Genomic DNA, 16,977 nt, shown 5'->3' with positions numbered 1-16,977 from the left:
AGAGCCCTTGTCCCGGGACATCAACCTCAACCGCATCGAGATCTTCAGAGAGGTCGCCACCAGTGGCAGCTTCACCAAGGCCGCATCGAAACTGAGGCAGCCGAAGTCACGCGTCAGCCGCAACATCTCGGCGCTGGAGGCCGAGCTGGGCGTGCGGCTCATCCACCGCTCCTCGCGTCACTTCCGGCTGACGGAAGCGGGCCAGATCTTCTATCTGAGGATGCAGGGATTGATGGAGCAGGTGCACGAGGCCATCAACGAACTCACGGAGAAGACCCATGAAGTCTCGGGGCCCATCCGGCTCAGCGTGGCTGGGGACATCGGACAGTTCCTCATGAGCCGCGTCTGCCGGGACTTCCTGAAACTGCATCCGGGGGTGCGGGTCGACCTTCACCTCTCGGACGACCATGTTGACCTGATCGGCGGTTCGTTCGATCTCGCCGTGCGCGTGGGCCGACTCAAGGACAGCTCCATCCTTCAAAGGAAGCTGGGAGAGACGTACCTGCTCTTTGCCGCGAGCCCGGGTTTTCTTCGCGAGCACGGAGGCCTGCCGAAGGAACCGGTTGACCTCACCGGGCTTCCCTTTCTCGGCTTCTCCGGCTTCGGGTCCTTTCAGCAGCGGCTGTTGGTGCGCAACGGCGGTGATGAGCGCCAGCTCCAGGTGAATAGCCTCTTCTTGTGCAACGACTTGCTGGTCTTGAAGTCCATGGCAAGGGAAGGCATGGGGCTCGCCTGGCTTCCGGAGTTCCTCATGAAGGAGGAACTCCAGAGCGGCTCACTGGTTCACGTGTTCCGTGGCTGGACGTCGCAGTCCTTCCCGATCCAGATCGTGCTGCCCCCGCAGCGGGACATCCCGTTGCGGATCAAAAGCTTCGTCGAGTTCGTGGCCGCGGCACTCCAGAAGGAATTCCGAGAAGGAGAGCCCCTCGGACGCGACCGGTAATCGCTGCTCGCCCGGCTGGCTCACGCGTTGAACGTGCACAGCTACCTGACCGGGTCGGTCGATAGTGAATACGACGTGTGCTGGGCGTGAGTGTTCCCGCATGTAGGAGGGACGCCGAAGCTCCATCCGAGGGAGTGAACCCATGAAAGTCAATGCACATGCGGCTCGAGACTGACGTCGAGTGCTCATGGGCTCGCGTGAACCCATCCCGCGCCACTCGCCGCGCGTCCGTGCTACCATGGCCATGCTCCCGGTGCCGCGGCACGCGCCGAGACAGGTCACCCCCGATCCCCGAGGTCCAGATGGCTTATCCTCTCCGCAATGGCAACAGCGTGAAGTTCCTCATGGATGGGGAAGAGATCTTCTCGGCGCTCAAGGCTGGCTTCGACCGGGTGGCGGCCGCGCCACGTGGCACGCCCCACACCTACGTGCGCATGGCCTTCTGGCTCATCGCGCACAACATCCGGTTGGGGAACCTGGCGCAGTTCGCCGTGGACGCCAACAGCCTGATCCGGCATGTCGGCCTGGTCCTGCGCGCCGGACACGACGCGGATCTGATCCTCTGGTACCCCAACATGAAGGCCCGGTTGGGCATGAAGGAGCAGCCGCTCGAGCACGACGCGCTGGCCCGGAACATCGGTGAGCTCGACCTGTCGTTGCACAGGTCCACGGGCGGCCAGTCCGGCCGCGGGCGCGTCTACCGGGAGCGCTACGAGGGACTCTTCGCGAGTTCCCAGCACCAGAAGATCGCCATCTTCTCGGTGAACGGCCAGCGCACCGTCGTCCTGGGTGGGCTCAACATGGCCCATCGCTACTTCGACAACACCCGGCACGACGTCCTGCTCGGCGGCGCTCCCACCAGCTGGCATGACACCGCGATCGAGCTCAAGGGCCCGGCCACCGACGACGTGGAAGACGAGTGGATACGTCGCTGGCGGCGAGTCATCGACATCGCCGATGCGACCGTCCCCACGGAGCGGCTGTACAACCACCTGACCGCGCGGGGCATCACCGACCAATGGAAGCAGGCCCACGCCGCGGACATCGCGGCCAACCCCACGGCGCAGGTCGTCGTCCCCGCGGGCGCAGTGCCCCATGTCGTCCAGAACGTTCCGGTCCAGGTCGCGCTGACGCGCTCGAGCGCGACCACCCGGACCCGGGTGACCGACATCCGCGAGCGGCTGCTCGCGCTCATCGGCCAGGCCAACCAGCGCGTCTACCTGGAGAACAACCAGCTCACGGATCCCGACCTGGTGCGGGCCATCTACCGGCGCAAGCAGGCGGTGCCCGGCCTGCAGGTGGTCATCGTGACCAACCCGAGCGGCGGCGGCGTGGGCTACCTGACCCGGCGCGCGTGGATGCACATGGCGCTGCGCCATCCGAGCTGCCGCAGCGTCGTGTATGCGTCCAAGAAGGATCCCACGGGCCAGAAGGTGGTGGTGCGCGGCGCGGGCCCGGCCCCCGCCTGGCAGGTCGAGGACAACTACACGCCCAACGTGCCGACCTGGCACCAGTGGCTCGAGGACGATGGGCTGCGCTTCGCCAAGACCAGCGCCGGACACCATCTCGTCGACACCAAGAAGAAGAAGTTCCACGAGGTGCTCGATGTCGACGTGGACTTCCACTTCTACACCCCCGCCTCGCACACCGGGTGGGTGAACACCGGGCATGGGGTCGTGCCGGCCTTCCGCACGCTCTGCATCCACTCGAAGCTCGCCGTCGTCGACGACTACCTGATCTGTGGCTCGTCGAACTGGACCTACCGCAGCCTGCAATACGACGGGGAGATCTCCCTGTTCATGCGCAACAACGCGCTGGCGGACGCCGCGCTCGCCCGGCTCCTCGGGCATTACGACACCGTCAACGCCGTCAACCTCGGCAACATCGAGGCGACCACGCGCGCCACGGCGGACGCCATCCTGGCCGCGGGCGCCCCCGCCATCCACCAGGCCGGGGCCTTCGTGCTCCTGCCGTTGGAATACCGGCCCGGTGAGCTGGGACCGAGTTCGTGCCTCTTCTGGGGCGACGCCTCGCCCGCGCACAGCACGGTGGACCGGCTCCGCAACGCCCGCGAGCGCCTGGCGCGTGTGCAGTCGGATCTGCCGGACTGGACGTGGTGGTAGGGACGCCTCCCTGCGGCTGCTCACCGACTTCACTCGAGCCGACCGAGCATGAGAGGGTGTTGAACAGGAGTAGTCAGGCAAGCCGACGGAGGGGCTCGGTCAGCGATTTCAGCCTCGTCGCGGAGCCCCAGTCGCGAGACGGGGTGACCGTGGCCGTGGGCTAATCTCAGCCCTTCGCGCGCGCCACGGCGATGGCGTTGAAGTTGGCGAGGCGGTGCAACTCCGAGTCCTTCGGAGCCTGCGCGAAGTAGCGGGCCGCCATCGCGTCCGCATCGAGCACCTCCTCGAGCCCGAAGCCATTCTGCTCCAGGAAGCCCGGCAGTTCCTCCGGGTCCAGGCCAAAGAGGAAGGGCTCGCCCTTGCTCCGCACGTAGCGGCGCTGTTGCTGGGCGCCGAAGGAGGTGTCGCGGCCCTCCACGATGCCGCGGTGGATGAGGTCGAAGATGATGGCGCTGGCCGGCCCCGACCGCTCACGGACGAAGCGCAGCACCTGCTCCACGGCCGACTGCCGCAGGTAGTACGTCACTCCCTCCCAGAGGAAGGCCGTCCTGACCGAGGTCGAATAGCCTGCCTGGGTGAGGCGCTCCTCGAGGGAGTCCCGTTCGAAGTCCACCTGGACGTAGGCGACCTCTGGCGGCAGCGAGCCGAAGAGGCGCCTCACCTTGGCCTGCTTCAGCCGTGAGGTGGCCGGCGCGTCCACCTCGAAGACGCGGGCCGCCGCCGCACGTAGCTTCTCGGCGAAGCGGTAGGCGCGCGTGTCGTAGCCGGCGCCGAGCACCACCACCTGCTGTGCGCCGCCTCGCAGCTCCCGCTGGACGAAATCATCGATGGCCCAGGTGCGCGCTCTCACCAGGGCGTATGCCCCCGGCATCAGCTTCGCGTAGAGCTTCAGCGCCACTCGCCGCAGAGGCTCCAGCGCAACGAGCATCTTCAGCGGCGCGGAAAGAAAACGGACGGCCACATGGTCGGGCCCCCGCAGCGCCGGCTCGCGGTGCTGCGATGCCCGGGCCAGCGCTGCCAGTTCCGCGGTTCGACTCGCCTTTTTCGACATTCGCGTCAGGCCTCCCCCGCGCCATGACTCCCCACGTTCAATCCTCGGCGACGGTCGAAGAAGCGATCGAAGCCCGGCTCGAAGGGATCCATCTCCAGCCTGGTTCGGAACTCTGGCATATCCCGCGGTTCTACACCGTCGGTACCCTCATTGGTGGAACTGATTTCGCGAGCCGCGGCACGACTTCAATTCGAGCCGTTTTCGCCGGAGTGCGTTGGGGCTGGAGTCGTCGTGAAAAGGGAGCATGCTCGAGCGGGGTGTCCGTGCGACGGGAGGTAGCGGGCCGTGCCTCCTGGGAACAGGGGGCCTCGTCAGCGCAGATAGAAAGTCTGATTGTCCCCCCCGTGGCAAGGCCACTGGATGAAGTACGCCCCATCTGCTGTACTCGCACCGCTCACGTCCAGGCACTTGCCGCTGTGCTTGGCAACGAGGCGGTAGCGGCCTCCCCAGTCCTGAACATAGAACCGCTGGTTGTTGCCACCATGGCATCCCCACTGAACGACGGCGGCACCATCCTCCGTGCTCGCACTACTGACATCCACGCACTTTCCGCTGTGTCTGGCCATGATCCACCTTCGGAGAGGGTGGCGAGCCGTGAGATGAGTCTTTGCAGTGTGCTGAGCCTGGAGAACTGTCCTGGTGGGCCCTAGCTCTTTGCTGCGCTGCACACCGAACAGCTCCAGCAGGCGGGGGTTGCTCTCACGGGCGGCGCGTCTCAGGAGGCTCATGGGCGCCTCGCGGCGTACGCGGAGGGGCTCAGGGTTTCAGCAGGCCCTCGCGCTCCGCGGCCAGCCGCGCGTCGCTCACCCCACCCTGGATGCGGCCCGAGTCCGGGAGGAGCTTCCTGGCCAGCTCGCCCAGCTTCAGCGCTTTCTGGAGCGACTCGTGCGTCCGCTCGAGCACCCAGGCGCGCAGCAGCCCCGCCCACGCATCCTCCAGCGTCTCCAGCGCCCTGGTCGCGCCCTCCTCGTACAGCTTCGTGGCCCGCTCGGAGTCGTGATGGATGGTGTCCAGGAAGTACCCCATTTCCACCACCGCCGGGGCGCTTCGCTCCGAGCCCACCACCGCCTGCTCCAGCAGCCGCCGCACTTCGGCGAAGGCCTCCGTCGCGTCCCGGCCCGGCTCGTCCGCGAGCTGCAACTGCCTCGCGAGCTCCAGCAGGTTGGGGGTGAACGAGGGGCAGCTCTCCGCCAGCTCCCGGTGCAACCGCAGCCGCTCCGCTTCTCCCGGCGCTCCCGCGCGCCGGGCCGCGCGCAGACGCTCGGCCAGCTCCTCCACGCTCGGGTGCGAGGGCGTCTTCGTCATTGCACTTTCCCCATCAACCGCTCCTGCTGCTCGATGAGCTTCTCGGCCAGCTTCAGTTGCGACTGCGTCGCCAGGGTGAAGTCCCGGCTCTCCAACAGCTGCTTGATTTCGAAGAGGGTGAAGTCGCGCAGCTGCGAGGGGAAGTCACTCACCCGCTGCAGCGTGGCCGGTATCTGTCCTAGCCGCGTGTTGACCCCTCATCGCCCCGGGCACACGCCACCCGCAGCCCTTCGCCCGGCTCCTCCCCGCGCGTCGCCGCTCCATGGCCGCACCCGATGGCGCACAGCAGTGCCCAGACTCTGAAGAGGATGTTCCAGGTACGCACGGCCCACCCTGATTGAGGCTAAATACGACTAATCCTGATTGGGCCACAGGTGGATGTCAGGTGTCAAGTTGTAACCCATCAAGTCAGGTTACGCCACGGGTGATTCAGGGGCATCCGTCCTCGGCCGTCACCTCGCGCCGTCCAAGTCCAACGTTCTCTTCAGCAACTCTGGTGGGACGCAGGAACCGGGGCGGGTGGCGTGGGTGCCGGAGGAGGAGCGCTCGGACGCGGGTTCAGGCTCCGCGGCCGTGTGCCGCCTCTTTCAGTTTCCCGGTATCCACGCGGACGAAGATCGAATCGCCCAGCGCGGTCAGCGTGTCGCCGGCATGCACCTCGCAGATGACCCGGCTCTTGCGGCCGACTTCGCCTTCGACATGCGCGCGCAGGAGCAGGGGCACCCCCATGGGCGTGGGTTTGATGAACTTGACGCCGAGGTTGCCCGTGACGCATTCGATCCGCGGCAGGCTGCCGGGCTCGCGCCCCTCGGCGCGGTAGTGGTAGGCCATCGCGGTCCAGTTCGAGTGGCAGTCGACCAGCATGGCGATCAGACCGCCGTACACCAGCTCGGGCCAGCCCGTGTATCTGGCTTCCGGGATGTGCCTGGCCATGACGTGGATGCCGTCGTCGTGCCAGTAGCTCTTGATGTGCAGCCCGTGTGGATTGTTGCTGCCACAGCCGTAGCAGATGCCTTCCGGCGCGGCGATGTCTTGCAGAGGTGCGGTTTGCATGGCGGGACCCTGGTGTCGGGAAGGGACGGGAGACTATGCCCAGGCCCCGCTCAGCCCACCAGGGCGCGGACGATGAAGTAGAGGACCGAGGGGGCCACGAGGCAGCCCAGGCCCGTGTGGAAGGTGGCCGTGAGCGCTCCGTAGGGCACGAGCTTGGGATCCGTGGCGGCCAGTCCTCCCGTCACCCCGCTCACCGTGCCCATGAAGCCGCCGAAGATCATGGCGGAGCGCGGGTTGTCGAGCCCGATGGACTTCGCCGCGAACGGCGTGCCCACCATGACGAGCACGGCCTTGAACACCCCCGTGGCGATGCTCAGGGCGATGACGTCCGAGCGGGCCCCCAGCGCCGCGCCCGTCACCGGACCCACGATGTAGGTGATGGCGCCCGCCCCGAGTGTGGTCATGCTCACCGCGTCCCGGTACCCGAAGCTCCAGGCCACCACCGCGCCCACGATGAAGGGCAGTACCGTGCCCAGGCCCAGCGCCAGGACGCCGACGAGGCCCGCCCGGCGCGCCTCCACCACGTTCACCTCGAAGGCCGTGGCCACGATGGCGAAGTCGCGCAGCATCGCGCCGCCCATCAGCCCCACGCCCGCGAAGACGGGCACGTCCGCCAGGCCCTGATTGCCGCCCGTCAGCACTCCGCCCACGTACGCGAGCACCAGCCCCAGGAGGATGGCGATCGCCGAGCCGTGCACCCGGCCCCGGGTGAGGTGGCGGGAGATCAGGTTGGAGACCCACATGAGGGCGCCCACCAGGGCGAAGGCCGTGATCAGCCCGTGCTTGCTCAGGATGGATTGAAGCTCGTGCATGACGACCTCGGCTCAGGAATGAGACGTCGGCGCGAGGGGCTCCTCGCGCGAGGAGGGTGGTGGGCGGCCGAGCCGGCTGAGCAGCGCCGTGCCCGCGGCGCACAGGGCCGTTGCCCCGAGGCCCGCGAGGATGACCACGGGGCCTCCCCTCACCGCCGCCACCACGTTCTGCTGCGCCGCCATCGCCACCACGATGGGGATGTACAGGTGGGCCCAGAACTCGACGCCGAACTTGAGCCCCGGGCTCAGGCCTCCCCAGCGCACCAGCCAGAGCCGCGCGAGGATGAGCAGCACCATGGCGATGCCCACTCCGCCCACGTTCGCCTTCACGCCCAGCAGCATTCCGAGCAGGTCTCCCAGGAGCACTCCGACGAGCGTACACAGCGCCAGCAGCGCCACTCCGTAGATGGTCATGTGGCTTCCTCCCTTGGCTTCACTCCAGTTGGCGCAGCACCCAGGAGCACACGCCCTCCAGGGTCTTGAACTCGGACACGGAGCGCACGGACAGCGAGGGCAGGGTGTCACGCACCATCCGACTCAGGTCGGCGCCGGGGCCGAGTTCCAGCAGCACCGTGCAGCCCTCCTCGGCCAGTCCCGCCATGCACGCGGCCCAGTCCACCGTCTCTGCCACCTGCCGGGTGAGCGTGGTGAGCGCCCGCTCGCGCGTGGACACCGGCGTGCCGTCGATGCCCGCGAGCACGGGCGTGACGGGTGCCCGGAGGCCGCTGTGGGCCAGGTGCTCGCCGAAGGCGCGCGCCGCCGACGCCAGCAGGGGCGTATGGGACGCCACGTGCACCGGAAGCACCGTCACCGAGCCTCCCTGGGCGGAGAGCTCCGGCTCGAGTCGCCTCAAGTCCTCTTCCCGTCCTCCAATGACGAAGCGGCCCGTGCCATTGACGAGGGCGATGTGCACCGCGTGCGCCTCGAGCAGGGGCTCCAGCCGCTTGCGACACAGGCCCCGCACCGCCCGCATGCCGCTGTCCGCCGGACCCGCGTCATCCATCACCCGGGCTCGCGCCTGGGCGAGCGTGAACAGCTCCCCGGCGTCGAGGGCTCCCGCGCACCCGTAGGCGGCGAGCTCCCCCACGCTGTAGCCCGCGAAGACGCGCGGCGTGGGCAGCCGGGAGCGCAGCGCCGTCCACGTCGCCAGTTGCACGGCGCACAGCAGCGGCTGGGCCAGGGCGTTGACGTAGAGCGCCTCGGCGGGGCCCTTCATGAGCGTCCAGGGACTGGCTCCGAGCACCTCGCTCGCGGTGTCGAGCACCGCGCGGGCCTCGGGGGGCGTGCTCAGGGGCTCGAGCATCGCCGGGTGCTGCGCGCCCTGGCCCGGGCAGAGGATTCCCAGGCTCATGGCCGCTCCGCCCCGCGCCGCTGGTGGTGCACGAACCAGGTGGCGGCCAGGAGATCCGCTGAGCCACCGGGAGACAGCCGCCGCGCCACGCAGGCCCGGTGCAGCACGAGAGCCCGTTCCCGCCAGTCCGGCGCGAGGACACCTCCCGCCTCGAGGACGCTCCGGGCTTCGTCCCGCACGAAGTCCAGTCCCGCCGCGCCACCCCGGTGCAGCAGGTTGGTGTCCGGGAGCACCGCCATCAGCGCGAACAGGGCCTGCACCATCGCCCGCTCGAGACAGCCCGTGCGCGCGAGCACGCCGTCGAGCGCGGGCAGGGCGGTGGTGAACACGAGGGGAAAGCCCTCGGAGGCTTCCTCCCGGGCGCCCCGGACGTGGTAGCGGCGGATGGCGCGCGCCCCATGGCTGTCGTCGTGACGGGCCGCGTGGCCGGCCTCGACGAGGGCCCGCCCCAGCGCTCGCGCACGGCCTCGCCCAGGGCGGCGCCCGACAGGGACAGGCCCTCGCGCTTGAGCGCCCCCGCTGCGGCGGCCAGCAGCCCCAGACTGAAGATGGCGCCCCGGTGGGTGTTGATGCCTTCGGTGGCCACCAGCATCCGTCGCTCCGCGTCGAGGCCGAGCGCTCGCAGCTCCGGGAAGTCCGCGCCCCTGGCTCCCGCGGCGGCGATGTCGCGGAAGTAGCCGCGCAGCGAGAACAGGCTGCGCATGAAGGTGCCCATGTCCATGTCGTCATGGCTGCCCGAGTCGAGCGGACTGACGAGGCCGGGCTTGGGGTACAGGGCCAGCTCGGCGTACAGCGCCCGGATCGCGTCCCGGCCAATTCCGGCCGTATCGGGCGCGAACACCACTGGCTGGCGGAGCACGGGCCGCGTCATGCCGGAGCCCCCGCGAACAGCGCCGTGAGGTCCTTCCAGGCGCGCAGTCCCGCGCCCCGGGGGCCCTTCACGAGCAACCGGTGGGGCCGCGAGGCCAGCTCCCGCCAGGCGACCGCGCCGCCATCGGGCAGCAGCACCTCTCCATCCAGCCGCACCCCGCCCGGTGTGCGGGACGTGGCCTCCAGCGCGGACAGGAGCCGTTCCACGTCCGTCCACCGGGTGGGGGAGAACAACAGGTCCACATCCGAGTCCGGCCGGACGTACCTCACGCCGGACAGGTACTCCCAGGCCAACGAGCCGAACACGCCCACCGGGACGCCGAGCGTCTCCCCGAGCAAGGACAGGTGCCGCAGGACGGAGCGCCACGACTCGGGAGCGGTGTGCCACACGTCCCGGAGGGCGAGCGGGGGCCGGGAGGAGAGGACGGCGGCGCGGCCGACGTGGAGCGCGATGCGGCGCTTGTCGGGCAGGGCGAGTCCCAGCCGCACGTCCTCCTCCGTGTCCGCCGCGTCCGCCCGGGCCACGACGAAGGGCCGTCCGCGGCCGCACCAGTCCAGGAGTTGCTCTCGGGCCTCGGGGGCGAGGGGAGAGCGCAGGTGGTGCTCCCAACCGGCATCCAGCCGCACCCAGTGATGCCGCGTGAGGGGCTCAGAGCACGTCATGACGGACCCTGTTGGCCACGCGGTGGGCGAGCTGACGGCCGCCCCGGGCTTCACCCAGGGCGCTGCGCGGATCCTCCTCGAGGGGTGCGGCGAGCGCCTCGGCCAGGTGGCGCGCCAGATCTCCGTCCCAGACGGCGGTGATGGCGCCCATGCGCCGGTAGTTCTCCACGCCCGGAGCGAACACGGGCGACTGGACGCTCAGGGCCTCGAGCCGCGCCAGGGGAATCTTCGTCACACGGGACATGGCCGGCAGGTTCATCACCCGGATTTCCGCCTCGGGCAGGGCATAGCAGGCGTCAGCGAGCAGGCTGCTGGCGAGGAAGCCTCCACTGACGGCCTCGGCCCAGACGAGCCCGAGGATGCGGTGGCCCCGGCGCCGCGCCACCTCCAGGCACCTGGCCAGATGGGCCATGTACCCGTTGATGCCGAGCAGCTCGTCCCGGCGGCTCAGCGCCTGCCCGGAGGTGTCGACGAGCAGCAGCAGGGGACGGCCCGGGTGCTCGCGGACGACGCGGAGCACCTCGGTGGCCATGCGGTGCGCCAGCGCCGCGCTGATGGGCGCCTTGTCCTGGGTGCCGAGCACCGCGAGCGTGGTCTCGCCATTGCGTCCCGTGCCGGAGAAGAACGGCTCCTCGAAGCGGATGTCATGGCCCTGGGGAAACAGCCGATCGAACAGGGTGCGCGCGTCCATGCTCAGGCCCTCTTGCCACGCACGGTGGCCAGGAAGGTGGGGGTGTCGAGCACCGGCAGCCGCTCGGGTTGCTCGATGCCCAGGGCCGCCCAGATGTCGAGCGCGTCGGCACACTCGCCGAAGCGCCGCAGCCGCTCACCGAGGAAGGCGTGCTCCGCCTCGATGGCCTCCAGGCTCAGGTCGGGCGCGCGGTCGAGCAGCACCAGGGCCTCGGTCCGGAACGCGCCGATGTCGTCCTCGACGAGCGACGTGGCCTCGCCGAGCAGGTAGCGGTGCTTGCCGCCCAGGGTGCGCCACACCAGCGCCCGGTCCCTGGAATCGAACTCCTCCACGCCCTTGGTGGTCTCGATGACCTCGGGGCCGGAGAGGGCCAGCCGTCCCTCCTCGCTCATGATGACCGCGTCGCACAGCCGCGAGACGATGCCCATGCCGCCGAAGCAGCCATACTTGCCGCCATCGAGCACGATCACCGGGATGCCCGCGCCGCGCACCCGGAGCACCGCGCGCATGACCTCGGACACGGCGATGAGGCCCGCGTTGGCCTCGTGCAGGCGCACGCCTCCGGACTCCACCAGGAGCAGCACGCCCGCGGGGCGCTCGTCGAGCGCGCGCTCGAGCAGCCCCTTGAGCTTGGCGCCGTGCACCTCGCCCACCGCGCCGCCGATGAAGCCGCCCTCTTGCGCGGCCACCAGCACCCGTTGGCCTCCCAGAAGGCCCCGGCCCACGATGATGCCGTCATCGAAGGCGGCCGGCGTGTCGAGCTCCTTCAGGTGCGGACTCATCATCCGCGCGGAAGGAGGCAACAGCTCCTGGAAGCTCCCGGCGTCGAGCAGTCCCGCCACGCGCTCGCGCGCGGTCGCTTCATAGTAGCTCTGGCTCACGGTGCTCTGGCTCATGGCGTGCCTTTCTCGAACGCCTCGAGGGCCTGGTCCAGCCGCAGGCTGACCACCGCGGGAGTGGCGCCCGCGTCATTGATGGAGATGCGCACGTCGCCGAGTGGCCAGCGCGCGAAGAAGTCATCCATCACCGCCTGCCAGATGCGGCCGAAGCCCACGGCGGCGGTGAGGACCTCGACGTGCAGGGCGCCGCCCAGGTCCGCGGGCTCGACGAGCACCTCCAGGTTGCCCGAGCCGAGCACTCCGGAGATCTCCGGCGCCTTGCCCGTGGCGGGCCGTCCGCCTTGGTAGGTGAATCGCAGGGTTTCCATGGGGGTCCTCACCAGTTGCGGAAGCGCTTGGGCGGCGAGTAGAGGCCGCCCGAGGCGCGGACCAGATCCTTGATGGACTTCGCGGCGAGCAAGTCCCGACTCGCCTGACGCTTGTCGATGCCCAGGTCCTCCGGCCGCCGGATGATTCCCCGGTCGCGCAGGTTCTCCACGGCGCGCTTGTCCCGCCCGAGTCCCACCGGGGTGTAGCCCGCCACGCCCCGGATGGCCTGCTCGCGCTCCTCCGGGGTGCGGCACAGGAGCAGGTTGGCGATGCCCTCCTCGGTGAGGATGTGGCTCACGTCGTCCGCGTAGATCATCACCGGGGGCAGGGCCATGCCGGCGCTCTCGGCCAGGGCCCAGGCGTCGAGCTTCTCCACGAAGGCCGGCTGCATGTGCTCGCGGAACGTCTCCACCATCTGCACCACGAGCTTGCGGCCCCGGGGCATGGCGGACGTGCCCGCCTCGCGTCCCGCCTTGAGCCACGTGGGGCTCGCGTGGCGGCGGCCCCGTGCGTCCGCGCCCATGTTCGGTGCTCCGCCGAAGCCCGCGATGCGGCCCTGGGTGGCCGTGGAGCTGTTGCCCTCCAGATCTATCTGCAGCGTGGAGCCGATGAACAGATCACACGCGTAGTGGCCCGCCGCCTGGCTGTACGCGCGGTTGGAGCGCAGCGAGCCGTCAGGGCCCGTGAAGAAGATGTCCGAGCGCGCGCGGATGTAGTCCTCCATGCCCAGCTCCGAGCCGAAGGAGTGCACCGATTCGACGAACCCCGCCTCGATGGCGGGGATGAGCGCCGGGTGGGGGTTGAGCGCCCAGTGCCGACAGATCTTCCCCTTCAGGCCGAGCGACGCGGCGTAGGTGGGCAGCAGCAGCTCGATGGCGGCGGTGTCGAAGCCGATACCGTGGTTGAGCCGGTCGACCTCGTACTCGGCGTAGATGCCCTTGATGGCCATCATGGCCATGAGCACCTGGATCTCCGAGATGAGCGCCGGGTCTCTGGTGAACAGCGGCTCGATGTAGTGGGGCGAGGGGCTGCGGATGATGAAGTCCACCCAGCCGCCGGGGATGTCCACGCGGGGCACGGTGTCGACGAGCTCGTTCACCTGGGCGATGACGATGCCGCGCTTGAAGGCGGTGGCCTCGACGATGACGGGGGTGTCCTCGGTGTTGGGCCCCGTGTAGAGGTTGCCCGCGGCGTCCGCGGACTGGGCCGCCACCAGGCTCACCCGGGGCGTGAGGTCCATGAAGTAGCGGCCGAACAGCTCCAGGTACGTGTGGATGGCGCCAATGGCGATGCGCCCCGAACCCACGAGGCTCGCCAGCCGCGCGCTCTGTGGCCCCGAGAAGGAGAAGTCCAGCCGGCTCGCCACGCCCTTGTCGAAGACGTCCAGGTGCTCGGGCAGGGCGAGCACCGACTGCACCAGGTGCAGCCCCCGCACGCGCTGGGGATCCACCGAGGCGAGCTGCCGGGCGAGGAAGTCCGCCTGCTTCTGGTTGTTGCCCTCGAGGCAGACGCGGTCTCCGGGCTCGAGCACCCGCTCGAGCAGCTCGCGCGCGTCCTTCGCCTCCACGACCTTGCCTCGCGCCAGCCCCGCGGCCCGCGCCATCCGCGCGTCCCGGTTGCGAGCCTGTTGATTCCAGTCGCGCATGCTCCGTCCTCGTGCCTGGAGGGGGCGGCCCGTCGGGCTGCCCGGCCTCGGGAACCACGGCCCCGCCATGTCTCCCGTGTTCTTCCTGCTGGAGAGAATTGTATACGCGAGACGATAAATTCCGGCAACTGTATGCCAGAATCCATGATGCATGGCGTTATGTATACGGGGTGGCCTTCGGATACCGGGGCGGGAGAGGATGGAGGAACCCATGCGCGTGAACGAGCGGACGAGGGACGAGGCGAGCGAGGACGAGGCGCTGGAGGAGCAGCGCGAGCTGTTGTCCGAGCGGATCCGCCTGGCGTTGGAGGAGGAGATCGCCACGGGGGCGCTCAAGCCGGGGGTGGCGCTGGACGAGCAGCAGCTCGCCACGCGCTTCGGGGCGTCGCGCACGCCGGTGCGCGAGGCGCTGCGGCAGTTGTCGGTGACGGGGCTGGTGGAACTGCGCCCGCGCCGGGGCGTGGTGGTGACGCCGCTGTCGCCCGAGCGCATCATGGACATGTTCGAGATGACGGCGGAGCTCGAGGCCATGTGCGTGCGGCTGGCGACCTGGCGCATGACGCCGCTGGAGCGCAGCCAGTTGCAACAGTTGCACGAGGGCTCGGCGGCGATGGTGCGCGCGGGAGACCTGGACGCCTACGACGACTTCAACCGGCGCTTCCACGAGACCCTCTACCGGGCGACCCACAACCAGTTCATGGTGGAGCAGGCGCTGGCGCTGCGCACGCGCATGGCAGCGTTCCGCCGGACGCAGCTGCGGCAGGGAGACCGGATGACGCGCTCGCGCTCCGAGCATGAGGAACTCATGCGGGCCATCGCCCGAGGGGACGGAGAGGAGGCCGCGCGGTGCATGCGCGCGCACCTGCTCAACGCGAGCAGCGCGCTGACCCACTACATCCACTCGCTGTGAACAGGCTCCCCGGGCGAGGGGCACGTACGGCCCGCGCACCCGGCGAGCTCCGGGGGGGCCTCATTTCAGGGGGCGAGGAAGGGCTCCACGCTGGAAGAGAGAGAATGTTTGTCGGTTATTCGCTGGCTTACGTGAGAGGTGTCCGTGCGACTACCGGACGGCGGTTTCACCCTGCCAGCCGGTAGTCGAAGGGGGAGGCCAGCAGCACGTTGGGGGCTCTCTCGAACGGAGGCCCTCATGATCAGTCGACGAGGTCTTTTGCGTACTGGCGCGGCGGTGGGTACCGGTTTGCTGCTGCCGGATGTCCTTCGCCAGCAGGCCCACGCTGACACGTACCTCCTCCTGCCGCCCCCGCCACCCGGGCAGCGCTTCGTGAATCTGCTCCCGCTCCCGCAGCGGGTGGACGCCACCCTCGTGGGCCAGCTCCATGTGCAGATGGAAGAACTCCAGCAATGGCTGGGGCTCACCAGTCCCTCCGGCAACAAACTCATGACCACGGTCTGGGGTTATGGACTGCGGGGCCAGAAGGCGAGCTATCCCGGTCCGACTCTCGAGGCCTTCAAGAACGTTCCGTTGGTGGTCGAGTGGCGCAACACCCTGCCTCGGCCCCTCCTTCCGTTTCCGCGGGCACACCTGCTGCCCGTCGACACCAGCATCCATCTGGCCAGGCCCGGGTTCGGAGTGCCCACGGTCACCCACCTGCACGGTGGCCACACCGAGCCCGAGAGTGATGGGCTCCCCGAGGCCTGGTTCACCCAGCGCTATCTGGAACGGGGGCCTGATTGGAGCAAGCCACTCTATCGCTATGACAACACCCAGGAGGCGGGGACGCTCTGGTACCACGACCATACGCTCGGCATCACCCGCCTCAACGTCTACGCCGGCCTGGCGGGATTCTATCTGCTGCGGGACGAGAACGAGCAGTGGCTGAAGCCCCTCAATGTGTTGCCGGGCGGGCCGTATGAGATTGTACTCGCCATCCAGGACCGGATGTTCACCGACCAGGGCCAGCTCTTCTATCCGGCGACGCCTCCGCCCGACACGACGGCCCCCTTCCCCAGTGTGCTTCCGGAGTTCTTCGGCGATTTCATCCTGGTCAACGGCATGGCCTGGCCGCGGCTGGAGGTGGAGCCTCGCCAGTACCGTCTGCGCATGTTGAATGGCTCGGACTCGCGCTTCTACCGGCTCTTCTTCAACCAGGACATGCGCGGCCGCGTCTTCCAGGTGGGCACGGAGCTGGGTCTGCTCAATCACCCGGTGCCTCTCGACGAGCCGTTCGTTCTCGCGCCCGGAGAGCGCAGGGATCTGGTGATTGACTTCAAGGGGTTGGAGGGCGCGCGGCTCACCCTCCACAATGATGCGCCCGTCCCCTTCCCGGCGGGTGATCCGCTGGCGCCGGAGGATCCCACCCGGGACATCATGCGCTTCGACGTGAGCCTTCCGCTGCGCGGGCACTCCTGGCCTTCCTCGGAGGTGCGCAAGGCGCTCCCGGGCGGCATTCCCGGCACACTGCGTCCCAAACATGGCCCTCTCCAGCCGCTCACGGCCACGCGAGAGCGCAAGGTGCTGCTCTTCGAGGGCACGGACAGCTTCGGCCGCATCAAGCCGCTGCTCGGCGGGCAGGTTCAGCCCCAACGGCTCGAGACCTTCCTGTGGGACGAGCCCATCACCGAGAACCCCGTCCTGGGCGCGGTGGAAGTCTGGGAGATCTACAACGTCACGGCGGACGCCCACCCCATCCACCTGCACATGGTCCACTTCCAGGTGCTCGGCCGGGCTCCCCTCACGGTGGCCGAGGGCGCGGTGACTCCCAAGGAACACTTCGACCCTCACACCGGGGAGAGCGAAGGCACGGGTGGCATCCTCGACCTCACCCAGGTCTCCGTGGGGGGGGTCCAACCGCCTCCGCCGGACGAGCAGGGCTGGAAGGACACCGTGCAAGCCTTCCCGGGTGAGGTCACCCGGATCGTCGCCCGCTTCGACAGGCCCGGGCGGTATGCCTGGCACTGCCACATCCTCTCGCATGAGGACCACGAGATGATGAGGCCCTACCAGGTGGTGGGCTGACCGCAACAAGGGAAAGGACAAATACCGTGGCGGGGGGGCCTCGGACCGCGCGGCCAGGGAGCGTCCTGGCCGCATGTCTGGGTATGAGGGAGCGGTCTGACAGTCGTTGGCTGGCGCCACGGCATCGGGAGCTGTCCATCGATGTTGGGTTCGTGTCATTCATGGTCGTCGAGGCGAGCGAGGGGTCCTTCCGGCCGGCCAGCGAGGGAGCGGCCGGGACTTCCAGCCGAGCTGTGCGTATTGATTGTCAAGGGCGTCGCGACAGCTCGCGGGGAAGAAGGGAGA

Annotated in this window: 18 protein-coding genes and 1 pseudogene; 4 read left to right on the top strand and 15 right to left on the bottom strand. The window is 69.0% G+C overall.

Annotated elements, in window-relative coordinates; genetic code table 11:
- Nucleotides 1-7: 7 nt before the first annotated feature.
- Nucleotides 8-943 (top strand): LysR family transcriptional regulator, encoded by a 936-nt coding sequence (locus CYFUS_RS32425; RefSeq protein ID WP_198316215.1) that lies wholly within the window; start codon nt 8-10, stop codon nt 941-943.
- Nucleotides 944-1,245: 302 nt separating this feature from the next.
- Nucleotides 1,246-3,066 (top strand): phospholipase D-like domain-containing protein, encoded by a 1,821-nt coding sequence (locus CYFUS_RS32420; RefSeq protein WP_198316214.1) that lies wholly within the window; start codon nt 1,246-1,248, stop codon nt 3,064-3,066.
- 166 nt (nt 3,067-3,232) lie between these two features.
- Here CYFUS_RS32420 and CYFUS_RS32415 read toward each other — a convergent pair whose 3' ends face one another.
- The 15 genes and pseudogenes from CYFUS_RS32415 to mdcA all read right to left on the bottom strand — a co-directional run bounded on the left by CYFUS_RS32415 (nt 3,233) and on the right by mdcA (nt 13,715).
- Nucleotides 3,233-4,117: a class I SAM-dependent methyltransferase gene (locus tag CYFUS_RS32415; RefSeq protein ID WP_095988736.1), complete on the bottom strand. Its 885-nt coding sequence runs from the start codon at nt 4,115-4,117 to the stop codon at nt 3,233-3,235.
- Nucleotides 4,118-4,428: 311 nt separating this feature from the next.
- Nucleotides 4,429-4,683: an RICIN domain-containing protein gene (locus CYFUS_RS54680; protein ID WP_420042659.1), complete on the bottom strand. Its 255-nt coding sequence runs from the start codon at nt 4,681-4,683 to the stop codon at nt 4,429-4,431.
- A gap of 190 nt (nt 4,684-4,873) precedes the next feature.
- Complete coding sequence (locus CYFUS_RS32405; protein WP_095988734.1) at nt 4,874-5,422, bottom strand: hypothetical protein; 549 nt, start codon at nt 5,420-5,422, stop codon at nt 4,874-4,876.
- On the bottom strand, nt 5,419-5,574 hold the full coding sequence (locus tag CYFUS_RS51100; RefSeq protein WP_157758788.1) for a hypothetical protein: 156 nt from the start codon (nt 5,572-5,574) through the stop codon (nt 5,419-5,421). Before CYFUS_RS51100 ends, CYFUS_RS32405 begins: the two co-directional genes overlap by 4 nt.
- Before the next feature lie 406 nt (nt 5,575-5,980).
- Nucleotides 5,981-6,475, bottom strand: coding sequence for a PaaI family thioesterase (locus CYFUS_RS32400; RefSeq protein ID WP_095988733.1), 495 nt, complete (start codon nt 6,473-6,475; stop codon nt 5,981-5,983).
- A gap of 50 nt (nt 6,476-6,525) precedes the next feature.
- On the bottom strand, nt 6,526-7,287 hold the full coding sequence (gene madM / locus CYFUS_RS32395) for a malonate transporter subunit MadM (protein ID WP_095988732.1): 762 nt from the start codon (nt 7,285-7,287) through the stop codon (nt 6,526-6,528).
- A gap of 12 nt (nt 7,288-7,299) precedes the next feature.
- Entirely contained in the window at nt 7,300-7,701 is a 402-nt protein-coding gene (madL, locus tag CYFUS_RS32390; protein ID WP_095988731.1) for a malonate transporter subunit MadL, read from the bottom strand.
- A gap of 19 nt (nt 7,702-7,720) precedes the next feature.
- Nucleotides 7,721-8,638 (bottom strand): ACP S-malonyltransferase, encoded by a 918-nt coding sequence (locus CYFUS_RS32385; RefSeq protein ID WP_095988730.1) that lies wholly within the window; start codon nt 8,636-8,638, stop codon nt 7,721-7,723.
- On the bottom strand, nt 8,635-9,024 hold the full coding sequence (locus CYFUS_RS54095) for a triphosphoribosyl-dephospho-CoA synthase (RefSeq protein ID WP_269770284.1): 390 nt from the start codon (nt 9,022-9,024) through the stop codon (nt 8,635-8,637). Before CYFUS_RS54095 ends, CYFUS_RS32385 begins: the two co-directional genes overlap by 4 nt.
- 125 nt (nt 9,025-9,149) lie before the next feature.
- Nucleotides 9,150-9,509: pseudogene (locus tag CYFUS_RS54090) on the bottom strand (triphosphoribosyl-dephospho-CoA synthase); the annotation flags it as partial.
- Entirely contained in the window at nt 9,506-10,171 is a 666-nt protein-coding gene (gene mdcG, locus CYFUS_RS32375) for a malonate decarboxylase holo-[acyl-carrier-protein] synthase (protein ID WP_095988729.1), read from the bottom strand. The pseudogene CYFUS_RS54090 and the gene mdcG, both read right to left, overlap by 4 nt.
- The gene (locus tag CYFUS_RS32370; protein ID WP_095988728.1) at nt 10,158-10,862 is read right to left on the bottom strand and encodes a biotin-independent malonate decarboxylase subunit gamma; all 705 of its coding nucleotides are present in this window, start codon (nt 10,860-10,862) and stop codon (nt 10,158-10,160) included. The genes mdcG and CYFUS_RS32370 overlap by 14 nt, the downstream gene beginning before the upstream one ends.
- A gap of 2 nt (nt 10,863-10,864) precedes the next feature.
- Nucleotides 10,865-11,758, bottom strand: coding sequence for a biotin-independent malonate decarboxylase subunit beta (locus tag CYFUS_RS32365; RefSeq protein WP_198316210.1), 894 nt, complete (start codon nt 11,756-11,758; stop codon nt 10,865-10,867).
- Nucleotides 11,755-12,069 (bottom strand): malonate decarboxylase acyl carrier protein, encoded by a 315-nt coding sequence (gene mdcC, locus CYFUS_RS32360; RefSeq protein ID WP_095988727.1) that lies wholly within the window; start codon nt 12,067-12,069, stop codon nt 11,755-11,757. The genes CYFUS_RS32365 and mdcC overlap by 4 nt, the downstream gene beginning before the upstream one ends.
- Before the next feature lie 8 nt (nt 12,070-12,077).
- Nucleotides 12,078-13,715 (bottom strand): malonate decarboxylase subunit alpha, encoded by a 1,638-nt coding sequence (mdcA, locus tag CYFUS_RS32355; RefSeq protein WP_095988726.1) that lies wholly within the window; start codon nt 13,713-13,715, stop codon nt 12,078-12,080.
- A gap of 211 nt (nt 13,716-13,926) precedes the next feature.
- On the opposite strand from mdcA, the gene CYFUS_RS54085 reads away from it, so the two are divergent.
- Together CYFUS_RS54085 and CYFUS_RS32345 are read left to right on the top strand one after the other, a co-directional pair.
- Nucleotides 13,927-14,625 (top strand): GntR family transcriptional regulator, encoded by a 699-nt coding sequence (locus CYFUS_RS54085; protein ID WP_095992367.1) that lies wholly within the window; start codon nt 13,927-13,929, stop codon nt 14,623-14,625.
- A gap of 237 nt (nt 14,626-14,862) precedes the next feature.
- Nucleotides 14,863-16,692 (top strand): multicopper oxidase family protein, encoded by a 1,830-nt coding sequence (locus CYFUS_RS32345; protein ID WP_095988725.1) that lies wholly within the window; start codon nt 14,863-14,865, stop codon nt 16,690-16,692.
- Nucleotides 16,693-16,977: the final 285 nt, after the last annotated feature.

Source organism: Cystobacter fuscus (genome assembly GCF_002305875.1).
GTDB classification, from domain to species: domain Bacteria; phylum Myxococcota; class Myxococcia; order Myxococcales; family Myxococcaceae; genus Cystobacter; species Cystobacter fuscus_A.
Note: the sequence above shows the minus strand (reverse complement) of the source record. Positions and strands in the feature narration are given on the sequence as shown.